The sequence below is a fragment of the Streptomyces sp. SN-593 genome (assembly GCF_016756395.1).
Taxonomy (GTDB): domain Bacteria; phylum Actinomycetota; class Actinomycetes; order Streptomycetales; family Streptomycetaceae; genus Actinacidiphila; species Actinacidiphila reveromycinica.
This window is the reverse complement of record NZ_AP018365.1, coordinates 5205995-5228022: the sequence shown is the minus strand read 5'-3', so window position 1 is coordinate 5228022 and position 22028 is coordinate 5205995. Positions and strand designations below refer to the sequence as shown.

Sequence of the window (22028 nt, the reverse complement as noted above, 5' to 3'; positions counted from 1 at the left end):
TGGCGGCCGTTCGCCAAACCCGGGCCGCCCGCACCGGTCGCGGTGCGCGAGACGTCCCGTTTCGTCCGCCGCCACGGGGCTGCGCCGGGCGGCCCGCGCGGCATCCCGCGGCCTGGGAACGGACACCGCGCCGGGGGTCGACACCGGGCCGGGAGCGGGCGGGAGCCCGCCCCAGGCGCACGCGGTGCCGGTGGATCAGTGGGTGTAGAGGTAGAACGACAGCCCGACCCCCTGGCAGAGGAAGACCGGCCCCCACAGGTCATGCCCGGCGACGCCCGCCGCCTGGCACTCGTCCTGCGTGGCGTAGATGCCGGCAAGGTGCGGGAACTCCTGGGTCGCGTGCGCCGAGGTCGCGGCGCCGAGCGGGACCAGGGCGGCGACCGCGGCGGCGGCGAGCAGTCCGATGCGTTGTCTCACGTTCCAACTCCTCAAAGTGCGAGATTCCCTGACAGACCGTCAGGGACCGTACGGAGTGGTGCGATTGCGCTCGCATGCTATCCGGGCGACCGGCTATAGGTCTATACCAATGCCACGACCGTGCGCACGACTCCGCGGGGCCGGTCACCGGCCGGGTACGGAGCCGGCGGGGCCGCCTCCCGGCACGGGGCGCCGTACTAAGGTCTCGGCGTATCCACCCACACGGCACGAAGGGGCCCGCATGAAGGCGACCACGGGTGCGGGCGCGCTGCTGCGGCTGCGGAAGGTCAGCAGGAGCTACGGGAAACGGCAGGCCCTGCGGCCGCTCGACCTGGACGTGGCCGCGGGCCGGTGCACCGCGCTGTTCGGGCACAACGGCTCCGGCAAGTCGACGCTGCTGCGGATCGCCTCCGGCCGCGACGCCCCGACCGGCGGCCAGGCCCTGTTCGCCGGGCGGCCGATCAGCGAGGACGACCCGGAGGTGCGCGCCCGGGTCGCCGTGGTCGGCGACACCGTGGCCTGCTATCCCGACCTCACCGTGCGCGAGCACCTGGAGCTGGTGACGGTCGCGCACGCCGTCGACGACGCGGCCGGCTGGATCGACCAAGTGCTGGCCGACCGCCGGCTGTCCGACCACGCGGGCGCGCTGCCGGGCGCGCTGTCCTCCGGACAGATGCAGTCGCTGCTGCTGGCGGCCGCCCTGGTCCGGCCGCGGGACCTGCTGGTCCTCGACGAGCCCGAGCAGCGCCTCGACCCCGACGCACGGCGACGGCTGGCCGAGTTGCTGGTCGCCGAGAAGGAGAGCGGCGTGGCGGTGCTGCTCGCCACCCACCAGGCCGAGCTGGCCGAGGCGGTCGCCGACCACCTGGTCGCCCTGGAGGACGGCCGGGTCGTCGCCCAGGGCCCGCCGGCCGAGGTCCTCGCCCAGCTTGCCGCCTCCTCGTGACCCGGCACCCCGGAGCACCGACCCCGGCCGAGCGGCCCGGCCCGTCCCGCCCGGCAGGCGCGGCGCCCTCGGACGACCAGCCGGACGGGACGGAGACGGAGAAGGAGCGGACGGCCATGGCGATCCCGCCGGACCACCGGAATCAGCCGGACCAGGCGGTCCGGCCGACCCCGCCCGACCTGCCCGGCCCGCCCGACCGGGCGCCCGTGCCGGCGCCGACGGACGCGGCGGCCCCTACGGCCCCCACGGACGCGGCGGGCGCCGGTGCCGCGGAGCGGTCCGACGACGGGACCGGGACGCCGGACGACCACGGGACCGAGCCCGACGACCCCGGGGAGACCGCGTCGGGCGGCTGGAGCGAGACCGACGACGACCGCACCGCCGAGACGCTCGCGTGGCTGCGGGCCAAGCGCCGGGCCCACCGCCGGCAGCAGGGCCGCGACCTGGCCGTCCTGCTCTACTCCGTGCTGCTCGCCGTCGTCGGCTACGGCAGCGGGCTGGCGGTGCACTTCCTGCGCGGCCTCGGCGAAGGCGCGGACTACGGCGGCTTCGGCGCCGGCCTGACCCGCGGCCTGCCGGCCCTGTTCACCGCGCTGGGCCTGCTGCTGTCCCTGGTCGCCGCCCGGGACGCGCTGTGGCGCGGCCCGGTGGTGCTGCCCGGCCCGGCCGTGGGCTGGCTGCTGGCGCAGCCGGTCCGGCGGGCCGCGGTGCTGCGGCCGTGGTTCCGGCTGTCCGCGGGGCTCTCCCTGGTCCCCGGCGTCCTCGGCGGGCTGGCCGGCGCGGTCGCGCTGCGCGTCACCGGCCAGGCGTCGATCGGGCACGCGCTGCCGGCCGTGCTGCCCGCCGCGCTCTGCCTGCCGCTGCTCGCCACGGCCGTCGGCATGGCGGTGGAGCGCCGTCCGGACCTGTCCCGGACGGTGCGCCGCTGGACCGCGCCCGCCGTCCTCCTGCTCGCCGCGCTGGGCGCGCAGACCGCGCTGGCCGGCTCCGGGCACCGGGTCCGGCCGCTGGAGTGGGTCGAGCTGTGGTCGGGCCCCTGGGGCTGGGCCGCCCAGCCCGTAGTCCGGGCCTGCGGCGGCAGCGCACCGGGCTGGCCCGCCGCGGTCGCCCTGCTGCTGGCCGGCACCGCCGCGGCGGTGCTGCTCGCCCACCGCGAGGCCGCAGCCGTGCCCACCGCGCGGCTGCGGGCCAGGGCCGCCACGGCCACCACCGTCGCCTCGGTGGCCTGGTCGCTCGAACTGCGCGCCGCCAAGCTCGCGCTGCTGGACGCCGCCGGCGGCGACGCCACCCGCATGGTCCGGCTGCCGCCGCCGCGCGGCCGGGCGGCCCGGCACCTCGCCGTCGTCTGGCGCGACGCCCTGACGCTGCTGCGCGCGCCCGGCCGGGTCGGCCGCGCCGCGCTGTGGACGGCCGCCGCGGCCTCGGCCGCGGGGCTCGGCGCCGACCTCGGCGGCGAGCGCCGCCCGGTCGGCCTGGTGGTCGGACTACTCTGCGGCTACCTCGCGGTGGGCGCGCTGGCCGAGTCCGCCCGGGTGGAGACCGACGACCTGCGGCGCTCGGCCTGGTCGCCGTACCGCCTGCGCGGCCTGATGCTCCGGCACGGGATCGTGCCGGCCGCGGTGGGCGCGGCCCTCGGGCTGCTCGCGGGGATCCCCTTCGCCGTCGAGGGCTCCCCCGCCGCGCTGCTCTACCTGCCGCTGTGCGCCTTCCCGTTCACCGCCGCCGCGCTCTACGGCGCCTGCCGCGGGCCGGCCCGCACCCAGCTCATGTTCCTCGGCGGCGGCTCCCCGATCGGCTCCCCCGGGCCCCTGATCTACCTCGCCTGGTACGCGGCGGGCCCGCTGGTCGCCGTGACGGTGCTGGCGCTCACGCTCTCCCGCGCCACCCCGGCCGGCGCCGTCGCGGTCTGCGTGCTGCTGACGGCCGCCCTCGGGTACGCGGCGGCGAGGTCCGCGGACAGGCTCGTCCGCTAGGGCCTCCCGTCCGGCTCTCCGCGGCGTCGCGGAACGCAGAAAGGTGCCCCACTCCGGACGGAGTGGGGCACCCTGCCGACGGCTCCAGGAGCCCTCGGGACCTACTTGTTGATCTTGGTGACCTGGCCGGCGCCCACGGTACGACCACCCTCACGGATGGCGAACTTCAGGCCCTCCTCCATGGCGACCGGCTGGATGAGCTGGACGGTCATGGCGGTGTTGTCGCCCGGCATGACCATCTCGGTGCCCTCGGGGAGGGTCACCACGCCGGTCACGTCCGTGGTACGGAAGTAGAACTGCGGGCGGTAGTTGTTGAAGAACGGCGTGTGGCGGCCGCCCTCGTCCTTGGACAGGATGTACGCCTGCGCCTCGAACTCGGTGTGCGGGGTGACCGTGCCCGGCTTGATGATGACCTGGCCGCGCTCGACGTCCTCGCGCTTGATGCCGCGGAGCAGCAGACCGACGTTCTCACCGGCCTGGCCCTCGTCGAGCAGCTTGCGGAACATCTCGATGCCGGTGACCGTGGTGGTGGTCTTCTCGGTCTTGATGCCGATGATGTCCACGGTCTCGTTGACCTTGAGCACACCGCGCTCGATACGACCGGTGACGACGGTGCCACGACCGGTGATCGTGAAGACGTCCTCGATCGGCATCAGGAACGGCTTCTCGACGTCGCGCTCGGGGGTGGGGATCGACTCGTCCACGGCCTGCATCAGGCCGAGCAGCTTCTCGCCCCACTCCTTGTCGCCCTCGAGGGCCTTGAGCGCCGACACGCGCACGACCGGCAGGTCGTCGCCCGGGAACTCGTACTCGGAGAGCAGCTCGCGCACCTCGAGCTCGACGAGCTCCAGGATCTCCTCGTCGTCCACCATGTCGGCCTTGTTCAGGGCCACCACGATGTACGGCACGCCGACCTGGCGGGCCAGGAGCACGTGCTCCTTGGTCTGCGGCATCGGGCCGTCGGTCGCGGCGACCACCAGGATCGCGCCGTCCATCTGCGCGGCACCGGTGATCATGTTCTTGATGTAGTCCGCGTGACCGGGGCAGTCGACGTGCGCGTAGTGACGCGACTCGGTCTGGTACTCGACGTGCGCGATGGAGATGGTGATACCGCGCTGGCGCTCCTCAGGAGCCTTGTCGATCTGGTCGAAGGCCGAAGCCTCGTTGAGTTCCGGGTACGCGTCGTGCAGCACCTTGGTGATCGCCGCGGTAAGCGTGGTCTTACCGTGGTCGATGTGACCGATGGTGCCGATGTTGACGTGCGGCTTAGTCCGCTCGAACTTCGCCTTCGCCACTGGGGTCCTCCTGGGAGTGGATCTGTACGCCTTGCTTCATCGGCGCCAGGTGATCTTTGCTGGAATGCCGACCCGGGGGCGTTTCCGGCGCATAGCGCCGGAAACACCCCGAAAGCCTGCTGTCAAGCCTAGACGAGGTACCGGAAGGTACTACTCGCCCTTGGCCTTCGCGATGATCTCCTCTGCGACGTTCCGAGGAACCTCGGCGTAGGAGTCGAACTGCATGGAGTAGCTGGCCCGGCCCGAGGTCTTGGACCGCAGGTCACCGACGTAGCCGAACATCTCCGACAGCGGGACCAGGCCCTTCACGACCCGGGCGCTGTGACGCTCCTCCATGGCCTGGATCTGGCCACGGCGGGAGTTGAGGTCGCCGATGACGTCGCCCATGTAGTCCTCGGGCGTGGTGACCTCGACGGCCATCATCGGTTCGAGGAGCACGGGGCTCGCCTTGCGGGCACCCTCCTTGAACGCCTGCGAACCGGCGATCTTGAACGCCAGCTCGGAGGAGTCGACCTCGTGGTAGCCGCCGTCGATCAGGGTGACGCGGACGCCCACCATCTCGTAGCCGGCCAGGATGCCGAACTTCATGGCCTCCTGCGCACCCGCGTCCACCGAGGGGATGTACTCACGGGGGATGCGGCCACCGGTGACCTTGTTGACGAACTCGTAGGTCGCGTCGCCGCCTTCCAGCGGCTCCAGCATGATCTGCACCTTGGCGAACTGACCGGTGCCACCGGTCTGCTTCTTGTGGGTGTAGTCGATGCGCTCGACCGTCTTGCGGATGGTCTCGCGGTACGCGACCTGCGGCTTGCCGACGTTGGCCTCGACCCGGAACTCGCGCCGCATGCGGTCGACCAGCACCTCCAGGTGCAGCTCGCCCATGCCGCCGATGATGGTCTGGCCGGTCTCCTCGTCCGAGTGGACCTGGAAGGAGGGGTCCTCCTCCGAGAGCCGCTGGATGGCGACACCCAGCTTCTCCTGGTCGCCCTTGGACTTGGGCTCGATCGCGACCTCGATCACCGGCGCCGGGAAGTCCATCGACTCCAGGATCACCGGGTTCTTGTCGTCGCACAGCGTCTCACCGGTGGTGGTCTGCTTCAGCCCCATCACGGCGATGATGTCGCCGGCGCCCACCGACTCGATCTCCTCACGCTTGTTCGCGTGCATGCGGTAGATCTTGCCGATGCGCTCCTTCTTGCCCTTGACCGAGTTCAGCACGGCCGAACCCGACTCCAGGCGGCCCGAGTAGACCCGGACGAAGGTGAGCTTGCCCAGGTGCGGGTCGCTCATGATCTTGAACGCGAGACCGGAGAACGGCTCGTCGTCCGAGGGCCGGCGCTTGATGACCTCGTCCGCGTCGCCGACGGCGTGGCCCTCGATGGCCTCGACGTCCAGCGGCGACGGGAGGTAGCGCACGACCGCGTCGAGCAGGGGCTGCACGCCCTTGTTCTTGAACGCGGTGCCGCAGAACACGGGGGTGACGGTGACCGAGCCGGCGCCGCCCTTGGAGGCGAGCGTGATCCGGCGGATGGCCGCGATGAGCTGCTCCTGGGTGGGCTCCTGGCCCTCCAGGTACAGCTCCATCATCTCGTCGTCGTGCTCGGCGACGGCCTCGAGCAGCTTGCCGTGCCACTCCTCGGCCGCCTCGACGTGCGTGTCCGGGATGTCGACGGTGTCGTACATCTCGCCCTTGGTCGCTTCGAGCGACCAGACCAGGGCCTTCATCTGGACGAGGTCGACCACGCCCTTGAAGTCGGCCTCGGCACCGATCGGCAGCTGCATGACCAGCGGCACCGCGCCGAGGCGGTCCACGATCATGTCGACGCAGCGGTGGAACTCCGCGCCGGTGCGGTCCAGCTTGTTGACGAAGCAGATACGGGGCACGCCGTAGCGGTCGGCCTGGCGCCAGACCGTCTCGGACTGCGGCTCCACACCGGCGACACCGTCGAACACGGTCACGGCGCCGTCGAGGACGCGCAGCGAACGCTCCACCTCGACGGTGAAGTCGACGTGGCCGGGGGTGTCGATGATGTTGATGGTGTGGTCGACGTTGTCGAGCGGCCAGTGACAGGTCGTCGCGGCCGACGTGATGGTGATGCCGCGCTCCTGCTCCTGCTCCATCCAGTCCATGGTGGCAGCGCCGTCGTGGACTTCACCGATCTTGTAGGAGACACCGGTGTAGAACAGGATCCGCTCGGTGGTCGTCGTCTTGCCCGCGTCGATGTGGGCCATGATCCCGATGTTGCGGACCTTGGCCAGGTCAAGCGAAGTGGTGGCCATGTGGCTCAGTCTTCTCTCGGTCTCGATGGGGGTGGTGACTACCAGCGGTAGTGCGCGAAGGCCTTGTTGGACTCGGCCATCTTGTGCGTGTCCTCGCGGCGCTTCACGGAGGCGCCCAGGCCGTTGCTGGCGTCGAGGATCTCGTTCATCAGCCGCTCGGTCATGGTCTTCTCGCGGCGGGCGCGGGAGTACCCGACCAGCCAGCGCAGGGCCAGGGTGTTCTGGCGGCCCGGGCGGACCTCGACCGGCACCTGGTAGGTCGCACCGCCGACGCGGCGGGACTTGACCTCCAGGGTCGGCTTGATGTTCTCCAGCGCGCGCTTGAGGGTGATCACCGGGTCGGCACCGGCCTTCTCGCGCAGGCCCTCCAGGGCGCCGTAGACGATGCGTTCGGCGGTGGAGCGCTTGCCGTGCAGGAGGATCTTGTTGACCAGCGAGGTCACCAGCGGGGAGCCGTAAACCGGGTCGATGATGACCGGGCGCTTCGGGGCGGGGCCCTTACGAGGCATGCTTACTTCTCCTTCTTGGCGCCGTAGCGGCTGCGGGCCTGCTTACGGTTCTTCACGCCCTGCGTGTCGAGCGAACCGCGGATGATCTTGTAGCGAACACCCGGCAGGTCCTTCACACGGCCGCCGCGCACGAGCACGATGGAGTGCTCCTGAAGGTTGTGGCCCTCGCCCGGGATGTAGGCGGTGACCTCGATACCGCTGGTCAGACGGACACGCGCGACCTTACGGAGGGCCGAGTTCGGCTTCTTCGGGGTGGTCGTGTAGACACGCGTGCAGACGCCGCGGCGCTGGGGCGAACCCTTCAGCGCGGGCGTCTTGTTCTTCTCGACCTTGTCCTGCCGGCCCTTTCGGACCAGCTGCTGGATCGTAGGCACCGTTTCTCCGGTTTCTGTGTGCCGATCTCGATACATCTAACCTGGGACCCGACCCACGCGGTCGGGTGTGTCGCGGGCCCCGCACGTATCCGAAAGGACGGAGAGTGCGTTTGGTCGGGCGCCGCGGCCTCGGTGTCCTCGTCCGGTCACACGGCACGCACAAGGACCCGGGCACACCCCAGGCACAGATGAGAGCGTACCTACCGCATCGGCTACGGTCAAAACAAATGCACACGGGCCGCCGCGGGCCTGCTGTGCCCCGGTTGGCGGCGGTATGCCGAGGCGGTGTCCGGCCGGTGTCCGGCGGGTGTCGGCGGGGTCAGGGGCCGGGGGCGCTGGCGACGACGGCGACGATCGTGCCGATGAAGGCGAGCAGGCCGAACAGGCAGAGGTAGCCGAGGACGAGCCCCGCGGTGGCCTGGCCGTCGCCGGCCTGTCCGGTGCGGCGGATCTGGCCCTTGGCGAGGTGCCCGCAGATGATCGCCGGGATCGAGGCGGCCCCCATGGTGACCGTGCCGAGGATGCCGCAGACCAGCGAGGCGGTCGCCATGCCGTTGGTGCCCTGGACCGGCGGGGCGAAGGCGAAGGGCACCTGCGGGTACACCGGGTACGGCGCCATCGGGCCCGGGATGTCCGCGGTGATCCGGTCGAGGTCGTCGTAGGTCCGCGCCTGGTACGCCCGGCCGACCCGCTCGTCGTACTCCTCGGGCCTCAACCGGCCCTGGGTGTACGCCTCCTTGAGGACGTCCACCGCACGCTCACGATCCGCGTCACCGGCCAGCATGGAACCAGCATGCCCCAGGACGGCGGCCCGCGGCGGGAACGTCCGCGGGGTGTAGAGAAGTTGTGACAGAACGGGGCGGAAGGCAGCGGTCACACGTCGCCGGCCCGGCCTGCGCCGGCACCGCCGTCGGCGCCACCGCCCCCGCTTGCCTCCACGCCTCCCCCGGCCGCGGTCAGGGCGGTGAGCGCCTCGGTGACCAGGGCGAGCAGGTCGGCCCGCGGCACGGACCGGATCTCCTCGAACCAGCCGAGCGAGCGGCCGAGGCTGATCCCGTACAGCGCGGCGACGGCGACCTCCGCGCGCAGCCGGGGCCGGTCCAGGTGCTGCCCGGCGATGTCGTCCGCCAGCGGCTCGACGACGCGGCGGGCGATGCGGTCGCCGGCGGCCACCCGGATCTCCGGGAGGGTGTCGGACCGGATCAGCGCCTGGAGGATGGGGCCGGGGCCGCGCTCGTCGGCCCTCCTGACCAGGGTCTCCGCGATCTGCGCCAGCCCGCTGAACGCGGCCGGGCCGGCGACGGCGGCGTCCTCGGCGACCACGGCGGCGACGTACAGCTCCGCCTTGTTGCCGAAGTAGCGGGCGATCAACGCGGCGTCCACGCCGGCGCGTTCGCCGATCTCGCGGATCGTGGTCCGCTCGAAGCCCTGCTGCCCGAACAGTTCCTGCGCGGCCCGCAGCAGCGCCTGCTTGCTGGCGGCGGCGTCCCGGGACCGCCCGGTGCGCGACGGTGCTCCCCCGTCGCCGGGCGCCCCGCCCCCGGCCGCCGCGTGCTCGGCGCTCACCTCGGTCCTCCTCAGCGGGTGTCCGAAGCCCGGTCGTCGACGGTCATGAAGCCGGAGCCGGCGAGTTCGGCCTCCTCCTCCATCATAGGGACGACCGCCGCGGGCTTCGCGGCCTCGGCCCGCGCCCGCCGCCCGGCGCCGATCCCGGGCAGTACGAAGCTGATCACGGCCGTGGCCACCGCCAGCGCGGAGGCGAAGAGCAGCGCGGTCTCGAAGCCCGACACCTTCGGCAGCGCGCTGCCCGACGGGGTGTGCGCCATCAGGACGGCCGCCGACAGCGCGCTGCCCAACGTGAGGCCGATGCTGCGGAGCACCTGGTAGAAGCCGGTCGCGCTGCCGGTCTCGCTGGCCGGCACCGCGCGCACGATGAAGCCGGGCATCGCCGCGTAGGTGAACCCCATCCCGAAGCCGGCGATCCCCGTGACCACGAACGCCTCCCACAGGTGGGTGTGCTCCAGTGCGAAGAAGGCGGTGCCGAAGGCGAAGATCAGCGAGCCCAGCGGGATCATGCTGCGGGTGCCGAACCGCCGTTCGTAGATCCCGAGGAAGCGGCTGGCCACGAAGTTCGCCGCCGCGTAGGGCACCAGCACCAGTCCGGAGACGACGAGCGAGGCGCCGAAGCCGTAGCCCTTGGCCGCCGGGACCTGGACGAACTCCACCACGACCGGCAGCAGCAGGTACATCGCCACGCTGATCAGGAACCCGCCGGTGTCGGCGGTCAGCACCGAGCGGTTCCTGACCTGCCGCAGGTCGATGAGCGGGTCGGCGGTGCGCAGCTCGTACGGGATCCAGGCGGCGAGCAGCACCAGGCAGGCGGCGAACAGGCCCAGCGCGCGGGCGGACGTCCAGCCCCAGCCGTCCGCCTCGCTGAGCGCCACCGAGAGCCCGACGACGACCAGGCTGATCAGGGTCGCGCCCACGGTGTCGAAGCGCCGCGAGGGCACCTCGGCCCGGCCGGGCAGCACGACGGCGGCCAGCACGAAGGAGCAGCCGACGGTGATGGCGCCGAACCAGTACGCGCCCCGGTAGTCGAAGGTCTCCGCGATCAGCGCGGTCAGCGGGTAGCCGAGCCCGGCGCCGATCGCCGCGGTGACCGAGAGCGTGGCGATGGCCTGCCGCGACTTCTCCGGGGTGAGGTTGCGCCGGGCGACGGCCATCGCCACCGGCAGCAGCCCGAGGCCCACCCCCTGGAGGCCGCGGCCGACGATGAGCATGGCGAAGCCGCCCGAGAGCGCGGCGACCACGCAGCCGACGACCACCGAGCCGAGCGCGGCGAGGATCACGTCGCGCTGCCGGGGGCCGTCGGAGAGCCGGCCCATCAGCGGCGTGGCGAGCGCGCCCGTCATCAGCGTGATGGTCAGCAGCCACTCCGCGGTGCTGAGCGAGACGCCGTCGGCGTCGGCGATGGTGGGGATCAGCGGGGCGCCCAGGCTGGAGACGACCGACATCAGCGAGCCCACGATCACCAGGGTCGGTCCGAGCAGGCGCAGTCGCAGCCCGCGCGGTACGACCCCGGACCCGCTGGGCCCGCCTGCTATGTGTGCGCTGCTCGACACGACGCCGTCGCTCTCCCCGGACCAGATGTCACCCGTTGATGTCATCGGATGATGACAACGGAGATAACGGTATCACGCACCTATCTCGGCACCGGCACACGGGAAAGGGCGGCCGCCCCGGAATCCCGGGGCGACCGCCCTCCTCACCTGCCGCGGTCGCTCAGACCGTCAGGCCCACCACTCAGCCGTTGTACGGGCCGTAGTCGTAGTCCTCCAGCGGCACCGCCTGGCCGGAGCCGGTGCCGAACGGGCTGTAGTCGATGTCGTCGTAGCCGACGGCCGAGTACATCGCGGCCTTGGCCTCCTCGGTCGGCTCCACCCGGATGTTGCGGTAGCGGGACAGGCCCGTACCGGCCGGGATGAGCTTGCCGATGATGACGTTCTCCTTCAGGCCCAGCAGCGAGTCCGACTTCGCGTGGATCGCCGCGTCCGTCAGCACCCGGGTCGTCTCCTGGAAGGAGGCGGCCGACAGCCAGGACTCGGTGGCCAGCGAGGCCTTGGTGATACCCATCAGCTGCGGACGGCCCGAGGCCGGGTGACCGCCCTCGGAGACCACACGGCGGTTCTCGGTCTCGAACCGGCCGCGCTCGACCAGCTCGCCCGGCAGCAGCTCCGCGTCGCCGGACTCGATGATCGTCACCCGGCGCAGCATCTGCCGGATGATGATCTCGATGTGCTTGTCGTGGATCGACACGCCCTGCGAGTTGTAGACCTTCTGCACTTCCTGCACCAGGTGGATCTGGACCTGGCGCTGGCCGAGGATGCGCAGCACGTCGTGCGGGTTGGTCGCGCCGTAGGTGAGCTTCTGGCCCACCTCGACGTGGTCGCCCTCGCCGACCTGGAGCTTGACGCGCTTGGAGATCGGGTAGGCGATCTCGTCGGCGCCGTCGTCCGGGGTGACGACGATCTTCTTGGTCTTCTCGGTCTCCTCGACCCGGACCCGGCCGGCCGCCTCGGAGATCGGCGCGACACCCTTGGGCACGCGCGCCTCGAAGAGCTCGACCACACGCGGCAGACCCTGCGTGATGTCGTCACCGGCCACACCACCGGTGTGGAAGGTGCGCATCGTGAGCTGGGTGCCGGGCTCACCGATCGACTGGGCGGCGATGATGCCGACCGCCTCGCCGATGTCCACCAGCTTGCCGGTGGCCAGCGAGCGCCCGTAGCAGTAGGCGCAGGTGCCGACGGCCGACTCGCAGGTGAGGATCGAGCGGGTCTTGACCTCCTCGACGCCGTGCCGCAGGAGCTGGTCGATGAGCACGTCGCCCAGGTCGACGTTGGCGGGGGCGATGACCTTGCCGTCCACCACGACGTCCTCGGCGAGCATCCGCGCGTACACGCTGGTCTCGACGTCCTCCGCCTTGCGCAGCGAGCCGTCCTCGGCGCGCTCGGCGATCCGCAGCTTCAGACCGCGGTCGGTGCCGCAGTCCTCCTCGCGGATGATCACGTCCTGCGAGACGTCCACCAGACGACGGGTCAGGTAACCCGAGTCGGCGGTGCGCAGCGCGGTGTCGGCCAGACCCTTACGGGCACCGTGGGTGGAGATGAAGTACTCCAGCACGGACAGGCCCTCGCGGAAGGACGCCTTGATCGGACGCGGGATCGTCTCGTTCTTGGCGTTGGACACCAGGCCGCGCATACCCGCGATCTGACGCATCTGCATCATGTTCCCGCGGGCGCCCGAGTCGACCATCATGAAGATCGGGTTGGTCTTCGGGAAGTTGGCGTTCATCGCCTGCGCGACCTCGTTGGTCGCCTTGGTCCAGATGTTGATCAGCTCGTCCGAGCGCTCCTGCTTGGTGATCAGGCCGCGCTCGTACTGCTTCTGGACCTTCTCGTCCAGCGCCTCGTAGGAGGCGATGAGGCCCTTCTTCGCCTCGGGCACCACGATGTCCGTGACGGCCACGGTGACGCCCGAGCGGGTCGCCCAGTGGAAGCCGGCCGCCTTCAGGTTGTCGAGCGTCGCCGCCACGATCACCTTCGGGTAGCGCTCGGCGAGGTCGTTGACGATCTCGGAGAGCTGCTTCTTGCCGACCGCGTAGTCCACGAACGGGTAGTCCTCGGGCAGCAGCTCGTTGAAGAGCGCCCGGCCCAGGGTGGTGCGCAGCCGGAAGCTGTCACCGACCTGGTACGGCTCCTCGCCCTCCACCGGCTCCGGCGGGGTCCAGCCGCGCGGCGGGACGGTGCCCACCGGGAAGCGGATGTCCACCTTCGCCTGCATGGACAGCTCGCGCGCGTCGAAGGCCATGATCGCCTCGGCGGTGGCGCCGAACGCCCGGCCCTCGCCCCTGACCTCGCGCTCCTCGGAGTCCGTAGTCAGGAAGAACAGGCCGAGCACCATGTCCTGGGTCGGCATGGTGACCGGGCGGCCGTCGGCGGGCTTGAGGATGTTGTTCGAGGACAGCATCAGGATGCGGGCCTCGGCCTGCGCCTCCGCGGACAGCGGCAGGTGCACGGCCATCTGGTCGCCGTCGAAGTCCGCGTTGAACGCGGTGCAGACCAGCGGGTGGATCTGGATGGCCTTGCCCTCGACGAGCTGCGGCTCGAACGCCTGGATGCCCAGCCGGTGCAGGGTCGGCGCGCGGTTGAGCAGCACCGGGTGCTCGGCGATGACCTCTTCCAGCACGTCGTACACGACCGTGCGGCCGCGCTCGACCATGCGCTTGGCCGACTTGATGTTCTGCGCGTGGTTGAGGTCCACCAGGCGCTTCATCACGAACGGCTTGAAGAGCTCCAGCGCCATGGCCTTGGGCAGGCCGCACTGGTGCAGCTTGAGCTGCGGGCCGACGACGATCACCGAGCGGGCGGAGTAGTCCACGCGCTTGCCGAGCAGGTTCTGGCGGAACCGGCCCTGCTTGCCCTTGAGCATGTCGGAGAGCGACTTCAGCGGACGGTTGCCGGGACCCGTGACCGGGCGGCCGCGGCGGCCGTTGTCGAAGAGCGCGTCGACGGCCTCCTGGAGCATCCGCTTCTCGTTGTTCACGATGATCTCGGGGGCACCGAGGTCGAGCAGGCGCTTCAGGCGGTTGTTGCGGTTGATCACGCGGCGGTACAGGTCGTTCAGGTCGGAGGTGGCGAACCGGCCACCGTCGAGCTGGACCATCGGACGCAGGTCCGGCGGGATCACCGGGACGCAGTCCAGCACCATGCCGCCGGGCTTGTTGGTGGTCTGCAGGAAGGCGGACACCACCTTGAGCCGCTTCAGGGCGCGGGTCTTCTTCTGGCCCTTGCCGGTGCGGATGATCTCGCGGAGGCGCTCGGCCTCCTCGTCCAGGTCGAAGGACTCCAGGCGCTTCTGCAGCGCCGCGGCACCCATCGAGCCCTGGAAGTACGTGCCGAAGCGGTCGCGCAGCTCGCGGTAGAGCAGCTCGTCGCCCTCCAGGTCCTGGACCTTGAGGTTCTTGAAGCGGGCCCACACCTCGTCGAGCCGGTCCAGCTCGCGCTGGGCGCGGTCGCGCAGCTGCTTCATCTCGCGCTCGGCGCCCTCGCGCACCTTGCGGCGGACGTCGGCCTTGGCGCCCTCGTTCTCCAGCTCGCCGAGGTCGGCCTCCAGCTTCTTCTGCCGGCCCTCGACGTCGGCGTCGCGGCGCTGCTCGACCTGCTGGCGCTCCACGGAGACCTGGGCCTCCAGCGAGGGCAGGTCGCGGGTGCGGCGCTCGTCGTCCACCCAGGTGATCATGTACGCCGCGAAGTAGATGACCTTCTCCAGGTCCTTCGGGGCGAGGTCGAGCAGGTACCCCAGGCGCGAGGGAACGCCCTTGAAGTACCAGATGTGGGTGACCGGCGCGGCCAGCTCGATGTGGCCCATCCGCTCACGGCGCACCTTGGCGCGCGTGACCTCCACGCCGCAGCGCTCACAGATGATGCCCTTGAAGCGGACGCGCTTGTACTTGCCGCAGTAGCACTCCCAGTCCCGGGTGGGGCCGAAGATCTTCTCGCAGAAGAGCCCGTCCTTTTCCGGCTTGAGGGTGCGGTAGTTGATGGTCTCGGGCTTCTTGACCTCGCCGTGCGACCAGGTCCGGATGTCGTCCGCGGTGGCCAGGCCGATCCGCAGCTCGTCGAAGAAGTTGACGTCGAGCACTGTGTCGTCAATCCCTCTCAGGGTTGATTCTCAAAATGGTCTGAACGGGTCGCGGGAGAGCCCGTCCGGCGCGGGACCGGACGGGCCGGCCCGTCAGACCTCTTCGACGCTGCTCGGCTCGCGCCGGGACAGGTCGATGCCGAGCTCCTCCGCCGCACGGAACACGTCCTCGTCGGTGTCCCGCATCTCGATGGACATGCCGTCCTTGGACAGCACCTCCACGTTGAGGCAGAGCGACTGCATCTCCTTGATGAGCACCTTGAAGGACTCGGGGATGCCGGGCTCGGGGATGTTCTCGCCCTTGACGATGGCCTCGTAGACCTTCACGCGGCCGAGCACGTCGTCGGACTTGATGGTCAGCAGTTCCTGGAGTGCGTACGCGGCGCCGTAAGCCTCCAGCGCCCACACCTCCATCTCGCCGAAGCGCTGCCCGCCGAACTGCGCCTTACCACCCAGCGGCTGCTGGGTGATCATCGAGTACGGGCCGGTGGAACGCGCGTGCAGCTTGTCGTCCACCAGGTGGTGCAGCTTGAGGATGTACATGTAGCCGATGGAGATCGGCTCCGGGAACGGCTCGCCGGAGCGGCCGTCGAAGAGCCGCGCCTTGCCGGAGGGCCGCACCATGCGGTCGCCGTCGCGGTTGGGGATCGTGGCCTCGAAGAGACCGACGATCTCGTCCTCGCGGGCGCCGTCGAAGACCGGCGTGGCCACGTTGGTCCCGGGCTCCACCTGGCCGGCGCCGATGCCGTCCAGCCGCTGGGCCCACTCCTCGGCGATGCCGGAGACGTCCCAGCCCTGCTTCGCGAGCCAGCCGAGGTGGATCTCCAGCACCTGGCCCGGGTTCATCCGGGACGGGACGCCGAGCGGGTTGAGGATGATGTCGACCGGGGTGCCGTCCTCGGTGAACGGCATGTCCTCGACCGGCAGGATCTTGGAGATGACACCCTTGTTGCCGTGCCGGCCGGCGAGCTTGTCGCCGTCGGTGATCTTGCGCTTCTGCGCGACGTAGACCCGCACGAGCTGGTTGACGCCGGGCGGCAGCTCGTCGCCCTCCTCGCGGTCGAAGACGCGCACGCCGATGACCTTGCCGACCTCGCCGTGCGGCACCTTCAGGGAGGTGTCGCGGACCTCGCGGGCCTTCTCGCCGAAGATCGCGCGCAGCAGCCGCTCCTCCGGGGTCAGCTCGGTCTCGCCCTTCGGGGTGACCTTGCCGACCAGGATGTCGCCGGCCACCACGTCGGCGCCGATCCGGATGATGCCGCGCTCGTCGAGGTCGGCCAGCACCTCCTCGGAGACGTTCGGGATGTCCCGGGTGATCTCCTCGGGGCCCAGCTTGGTGTCGCGGGCGTCGACCTCGTGCTCCTCGATGTGGATCGAGGACAGGACGTCGTCCTGCACGAGGCGCTGCGACAGGATGATCGCGTCCTCGTAGTTGTGGCCTTCCCACGGCATGAACGCGACCAGCAGGTTCTTGCCGAGGGCCATCTCGCCCTCGTCCGTGGACGGGCCGTCGGCGAGCACCTGGCCGGCCACCACGCGGGCGCCCTCGTCCACGACGACCTTCTGGTTGAAGGAGGTGCCCTGGTTGGAGCGGGAGAACTTGGCGACCCGGTAGGTGGTGTAGGTGCCGTCGTCGTTGGTGACCGTGACGTAGTCGGCGGAGACCTCCTGGACCACGCCGTCCTTCTCGGCCTTGATCACGTCGCCGGCGTCGACCGCGCAGCGGTACTCCATGCCGGTGCCGACCAGCGGCGCCTCGGCCTTGATCAGCGGCACGGCCTGGCGCATCATGTTCGCGCCCATGAGCGCGCGGTTGGCGTCGTCGTGCTCCAGGAACGGGATCATCGCGGTCGCGACCGACACCATCTGGCGCGGCGAGACGTCCATGTAGTCGACGTCGTCGCCGGGGATGTAGTCGATCTCGCCGCCGCGGCGGCGGACCAGCACGCGGGACTCGGCGAACCGCAGCTCGTCGGTGAGCGGCGCGTTGGCCTGCGCGATGACGAAGCGGTCCTCCTCGTCGGCGGTCAGGTAGTCGACGTGGTCGGTGACCTGGCCCTCGGTGACCTTGCGGTACGGCGTCTCGATGAAGCCGAACGCGTTCACCCGGCCGTAGGAGGCGAGCGAGCCGATCAGACCGATGTTCGGGCCTTCCGGCGTCTCGATCGGGCACATCCGGCCGTAGTGCGACGGGTGCACGTCGCGGACCTCGAAGCCGGCCCGCTCACGGGACAGGCCGCCGGGGCCGAGCGCGTTGAGCCGGCGCTTGTGCGTCAGGCCCGACAGCGGGTTCGTCTGGTCCATGAACTGGGAGAGCTGGCTGGTGCCGAAGAACTCCTTGATGGAGGCGACGACCGGCCGGATGTTGATCAGGGTCTGCGGCGTGATCGCCTCGACGTCCTGGGTCGTCATCCGCTCGCGCACGACGCGCTCCATACGGGCCAGACCGGTCCGCACCTGGTTCTGGATCAGCTCGCCGACGTTGCGGATGCGGCGGTTGCCGAAGTGGTCGATGTCGTCGGTCTCGACGATGATCGACCGGCCGGACTCGCCGACCGTCTCGGTCTCACCGGCGTGCAGCTTCACCAGGTACTTGATGGTGGCCAGGATGTCCTCGGTGGTGAGCACGCCGGCGTCCAGCGGCGCGTCGCTGCCGAGCTTCTTGTTCACCTTGTAGCGACCGACCTTGGCCAGGTCGTACCGCTTGGGGTTGAAGTAGAGGTTCTCCAGCAGGGTCTGGGCGGCCTCCTTCGTCGGCGGCTCGCCCGGGCGCAGCTTGCGGTAGATGTCCAGCAGCGCGTCGTCCTGGCCCTGGGTGTGGTCCTTCTCCAGGGTGGCGCGCATCGACTCGTACTCGCCGAACTCCTCGAGGATCTGCTCGGTGGTCCAGCCGAGCGCCTTGAGCAGCACGGTGACCGACTGCTTGCGCTTGCGGTCGATGCGGACGCCGACCATGTCGCGCTTGTCGATCTCCATCTCCAGCCAGGCACCCCGGGACGGGATGATCTTGGCGGAGAAGATGTCCTTGTCGGAGGTCTTGTCGATGGAGCTGTCGAAGTAGACGCCCGGCGAGCGGACAAGCTGCGAGACGACGACGCGCTCGGTGCCGTTGATGCAGAAGGTGCCCTTGCTCGTCATCAGGGGGAAGTCGCCCATGAAGACGGTCTGGGACTTGATCTCGCCGGTCTCGTTGTTGGTGAACTCGGCGGTGACGAAGAGCGGGGCGCCGTAGGTGAAGTCGCGCTCCTTGCACTCGTCGAGCGAGTTCTTCGGCGGCTCGAAGCGGTGGTCGCGGAACGTGAGCGACATCGACCCGGAGAAGTCCTCGATCGGGGAGATCTCCTCGAAGATCTCCTCCAGACCGGACTTCCTGGGGACGTCCTGCCCACTGTCCAGGGCCGCCTCGACCCGGGCCTTCCATGCGGCGTTGCCGAGCAGCCAGTCAAAGCTCTCGGTCTGGAGCGCGAGGAGGTTCGGAACTTCGAGCGGTTCACGGATCTTCGCGAAAGAGATGCGCAGCGGGGCGGTGCTTGCGCCGTTGTTCGAATGGGTGGTCGAGGCGTTGCGCGAGGCGGCCAAGAGGGGGTCCTTCCGAGGGCTCGGACTCACTACGCGCGTACCGGACCGAACCCGAGCGGAAGAGATAAGCCCTGATGACAGGCTTCCTCACGAGTGCTCGGACACGGGCATACCCCTGGTGACGGGCCAGGCAGCAGCTAACAGGCAGCGCAAAGGGTCAGTGTAGCCACTTGGCCCACTGATGTCCAGGCTGAGATTCGGAGTACCGAATCGTCGCCCCCTCCGCCCGTCTCATGTCTGCGGTCGCCCGGCCCTCGGAGCCCGGGTCCCGCGTCCGTCATCCTGTCCTGCCTGCCGCGCGGACGGCCGGAACCGGTCCACCCGACCACCAACGCATCCATTCCCGCTTCGCCGACGATCCATGCATCCGGCCCCCGAAGAAGTGTGGAGCCGGTGTGTGCCGGATCGGGTGACCGCGTGTGGCGGCGCGTCCTGAGAATTGCGTGCCAGGTGCCATCCGTCAAGGCCCAAGCCTCGCGGAGATCGAAAACGACCGAGGGCGGCCACCCGTTCGGGTGGCCGCCCTACGGCGGGTGGAGCAGAGGCGGGGCGAGGTGTTACTTGACCTCGACCGAGGCGCCGGCGCCCTCGAGGGCTTCCTTCGCCTTGTCCGCGGCCTCCTTGGTGGCCTTCTCCAGGACGGGCTTCGGGGCGCCGTCCACGAGGTCCTTGGCCTCCTTCAGGCCGAGCGAGGTCAGCTCGCGCACGACCTTGATGACCTGGATCTTCTTCTCGCCGGCGCCGGTGAGGATGACGTCGAACTCGTCCTTCTCCTCGGCGGCCTCGGCCGGGGCGCCCGGGGCGCCACCGGCGGCGGCGACCGCGACCGGCGCGGCGGCGGTGACGTCGAACTTCTCCTCGAACGCCTTCACGAACTCGGAGAGCTCGATGAGGGTGAGGCCCTCGAACTGGGCGAGCAGTTCGTCCTGGGTGAGCTTCGCCATGATTGGCGTCCTTCCATTCATTCGGCTGGTGCCGTGGTGTACATGTCGGCGGGCGTACGTCGGGCCCGCGGCGACCGCTCCCGGTCCGCGGGAGTGCCGGCGGTGTGCCGGTACTCGTCGCAGGTCAGGCGGCGGTCATTGTGCGAGCCGAGTTACTCGGCACCGCCCTGCTCCGCCTCGGCCTTCTTGGCCCGAAGTGCCTCCGCGGTGCGGACGAACTTCGACGGGAGCGCCTGGAAGAGCGCGGCAGCCTGGGACTGCTTGGCCTTCATGGCGCCCGCCAGCTTGGCGAGCAGAACCTCGCGGGACTCGAGGTCCGCAAGCTTCTTGATCTCGTCGGCGGACAGCGCCTTGCCGTCAAGGACACCGCCCTTGATGACGAGAGCGGGGTTGTCCTTGGCGAAGTCGCGCAGACCCTTCGCCGCCTCGACCGGGTCACCGGTCACGAAGGCGACGGCCGACGGACCTGCGAACAGGTCGTCGAGCGTGTCGATCCCGGCCTCGTTGGCCGCGATCTTGGTCAGCGTGTTCTTCACCACGGCGTACGTGGCGTTCTCACCGAGCGAACGGCGCAGCGTCTTGAGCTGCGCCACGGTGAGACCGCGGTACTCGGTCAGCATCGCGGCGTTCGAGGTGCGGAACTTGTCCGTCAACTCGGCAACCGCGGCAGCCTTGTCGGGCCTCGCCATGAGTCTCGGCCTCCTTCCGGGTGATTGCGGACCGCCCGGTTGACGAAGGGGACTTGACTGGCGCGACGAACACAAACGCCCCGGGCGCAGGCGCACGGGGCGGAACTCGACGAGAGGACTTGACGCACTCCCGGAGATCTTCTTCCGATCACCTACGCGGGCCGTCCGCACCGAGCGGAATCCTTCGGCCGCCCCACCCGTTCCCGGGCACGGCGACAACCTGCGGTCTTTGGCTTCGATGTAAAGGTACGGGCACATGCCGCCCCAGAGCAAATCGCCTCCGGGGTGCGCCGGACCGGCGGCCTACGAGGTCGGGTCGAGCAGGCGGGAGAAGCCGGTGGTCTGCGAGGCCGGCGGCGCCGTGACACGGACCTTGAGACCGTGGTCGGAGTACCGGTCCGCGCACGCGCGGGCGCCCCGCTCCGCCCGGGGTGCCGGGGGGAACGGGGCGCCGTGGTGGTGCTGCCGGGCGGGAGCCCGGCCACGCGCTGCCGCGCCGCCGTCAGACGGCGGCGGGGTCCTCCTCGGTGAGGAGGTTGCGGGTGCGGTTGGAGTCGAGCGGGATGCCCGGGCCCATCGTGGTGGAGACGGCCGCCTTCTTGATGTAGCGACCCTTCGCCGCGGACGGCTTGAGGCGCAGGACCTCGTCGAGCGCCGCCGCGTAGTTCTCCACCAGCTTGGTCTCGTCGAAGGAGACCTTGCCGATGATGAAGTGCAGGTTCGAGTGCTTGTCGACGCGGAACTCGATCTTGCCGCCCTTGATGTCCGTGACCGCCTTCGCCACGTCCGGGGTGACCGTGCCGGTCTTCGGGTTCGGCATCAGACCGCGCGGGCCGAGCACGCGGCCCAGCCGGCCGACCTTGCCCATCAGGTCCGGGGTGGCGACGACGGCGTCGAAGTCGAGCCGGCCCTTCGACACCTCGTCGATCAGTTCGTCGGAGCCGACGATGTCGGCCCCCGCGGCTTCCGCGGCCGCGGCACGGTCACCGGTCGCGAAGACCAGGACCCGGGCGGTCTTGCCGGTGCCGTGCGGGAGGTTCACGGTGCCACGGACCATCTGGTCGGCCTTGCGCGGGTCGACACCCAGGCGGAAGGCGACCTCGACGGTCGAGTCGAACTTGGTGGTCGCGGTCTCCTTCGCGAGGCGGACGGCCTCCAGGGGCGCGTACACGCGCTCCCGGTCGATCCGGGCGTCCGCAGCGCGGAGAGACTTGCTGCGCTTGCTCACTTGCTGCTCCTACGGTGTCTTGGAGTCGTGGTCCGAGCCGAGCAGGCCCTTCCACTCACTGCCGGGGGTGCTCCGGGACGGCGTTTCGGCCGGTGCCCGGACGCGGGGCGTCAGCCCTGGACGGTGATGCCCATGGACCGGGCGGTACCCGCGATGATCTTCTCCGCGGCGTCCAGGTCGTTGGCGTTCAGGTCGGGGAGCTTGGTGGTGGCGATCTCCCGCACCTGCTCACGGCTGAGCGAGGCGACCTTCTTGACGTGCGGCTCGCCGGAGCCCTTGTCCACGCCCGCGGCCTTGAGGATGAGCTTCGCGGCCGGCGGGGTCTTGGTGATGAAGGTGAAGGTACGGTCCTCGTAGACCGTGATCTCCACCGGGATCACCATGCCGCGCTGCGACTCGGTGGCCGCGTTGTAGGCCTTGCAGAACTCCATGATGTTCACGCCGTGCTGGCCCAGCGCGGGGCCGACCGGCGGCGCCGGGTTGGCCGCACCGGCGTTGATCTGGAGCTTGATCAGCCCCGTGACCTTCTTCTTCTTGGGAGGCATTGCTCTCTCCGGGTCTTGTTGAGAGTGTTCATGCCTGCGAGCAGGC

The 22028-nt window shown here is 70.2% G+C and carries 16 protein-coding genes; 2 read left to right on the top strand and 14 right to left on the bottom strand.

What is annotated here, in order from left to right; genetic code table 11:
• Positions 1–195: 195 nt before the first annotated feature.
• Positions 196–417, bottom strand: coding sequence for a hypothetical protein (locus RVR_RS22160; RefSeq protein ID WP_202235513.1), 222 nt, complete (start codon positions 415–417; stop codon positions 196–198).
• 241 nt (positions 418–658) lie between these two features.
• On the opposite strand from RVR_RS22160, the gene RVR_RS22155 reads away from it, so the two are divergent.
• Positions 659–1363: an ABC transporter ATP-binding protein gene (locus RVR_RS22155; protein WP_202235512.1), complete on the top strand. Its 705-nt coding sequence runs from the start codon at positions 659–661 to the stop codon at positions 1361–1363.
• A gap of 116 nt (positions 1364–1479) precedes the next feature.
• Positions 1480–3336 carry a hypothetical protein gene (locus tag RVR_RS22150; RefSeq protein ID WP_202235510.1) on the top strand — a complete coding sequence of 619 codons (1857 nt, stop codon included), beginning with the start codon at positions 1480–1482 and terminating at the stop codon, positions 3334–3336.
• Positions 3337–3437: 101 nt separating this feature from the next.
• Here the strand turns inward: RVR_RS22150 and tuf are convergent, their stop codons facing one another.
• The 13 genes from tuf to rplK form a co-directional block, all read right to left on the bottom strand.
• Positions 3438–4631 carry an elongation factor Tu gene (tuf, locus tag RVR_RS22145; protein ID WP_202235509.1) on the bottom strand — a complete coding sequence of 398 codons (1194 nt, stop codon included), beginning with the start codon at positions 4629–4631 and terminating at the stop codon, positions 3438–3440.
• A 150-nt stretch (positions 4632–4781) separates the two neighbouring features.
• Positions 4782–6911, bottom strand: coding sequence for an elongation factor G (gene fusA / locus RVR_RS22140; protein ID WP_202235508.1), 2130 nt, complete (start codon positions 6909–6911; stop codon positions 4782–4784).
• Between the two features lie 38 nt (positions 6912–6949).
• Positions 6950–7420, bottom strand: a complete 471-nt coding sequence (gene rpsG / locus RVR_RS22135; RefSeq protein WP_033177779.1) for a 30S ribosomal protein S7 — start codon at positions 7418–7420, stop codon at positions 6950–6952.
• Positions 7421–7422: 2 nt separating this feature from the next.
• Complete coding sequence (gene rpsL / locus RVR_RS22130) at positions 7423–7794, bottom strand: 30S ribosomal protein S12 (RefSeq protein WP_014144289.1); 372 nt, start codon at positions 7792–7794, stop codon at positions 7423–7425.
• 319 nt (positions 7795–8113) lie between these two features.
• On the bottom strand, positions 8114–8578 hold the full coding sequence (locus tag RVR_RS22125; RefSeq protein ID WP_202235507.1) for a DUF1707 and DUF4190 domain-containing protein: 465 nt from the start codon (positions 8576–8578) through the stop codon (positions 8114–8116).
• An 89-nt stretch (positions 8579–8667) separates the two neighbouring features.
• Positions 8668–9360, bottom strand: coding sequence for a TetR/AcrR family transcriptional regulator (locus RVR_RS22120; protein WP_202235506.1), 693 nt, complete (start codon positions 9358–9360; stop codon positions 8668–8670).
• Positions 9361–9371: 11 nt separating this feature from the next.
• Complete coding sequence (locus RVR_RS22115; protein WP_202235505.1) at positions 9372–10961, bottom strand: MFS transporter; 1590 nt, start codon at positions 10959–10961, stop codon at positions 9372–9374.
• Between the two features lie 136 nt (positions 10962–11097).
• Positions 11098–14997: a DNA-directed RNA polymerase subunit beta' gene (locus tag RVR_RS22110; protein WP_202235504.1), complete on the bottom strand. Its 3900-nt coding sequence runs from the start codon at positions 14995–14997 to the stop codon at positions 11098–11100.
• Positions 14998–15090: 93 nt separating this feature from the next.
• Positions 15091–18576 (bottom strand): DNA-directed RNA polymerase subunit beta, encoded by a 3486-nt coding sequence (gene rpoB, locus RVR_RS22105; protein ID WP_202235503.1) that lies wholly within the window; start codon positions 18574–18576, stop codon positions 15091–15093.
• Between the two features lie 557 nt (positions 18577–19133).
• Positions 19134–19520 carry a 50S ribosomal protein L7/L12 gene (gene rplL / locus RVR_RS22100; RefSeq protein WP_202235502.1) on the bottom strand — a complete coding sequence of 129 codons (387 nt, stop codon included), beginning with the start codon at positions 19518–19520 and terminating at the stop codon, positions 19134–19136.
• A 152-nt stretch (positions 19521–19672) separates the two neighbouring features.
• Positions 19673–20209, bottom strand: coding sequence for a 50S ribosomal protein L10 (gene rplJ, locus RVR_RS22095; protein WP_202235501.1), 537 nt, complete (start codon positions 20207–20209; stop codon positions 19673–19675).
• Positions 20210–20711: 502 nt separating this feature from the next.
• Complete coding sequence (gene rplA, locus RVR_RS22090) at positions 20712–21437, bottom strand: 50S ribosomal protein L1 (protein WP_202235500.1); 726 nt, start codon at positions 21435–21437, stop codon at positions 20712–20714.
• 110 nt (positions 21438–21547) lie between these two features.
• Positions 21548–21982 carry a 50S ribosomal protein L11 gene (rplK, locus tag RVR_RS22085; protein WP_202235499.1) on the bottom strand — a complete coding sequence of 145 codons (435 nt, stop codon included), beginning with the start codon at positions 21980–21982 and terminating at the stop codon, positions 21548–21550.
• Between the last annotated feature and the right edge of the window lie 46 nt (positions 21983–22028).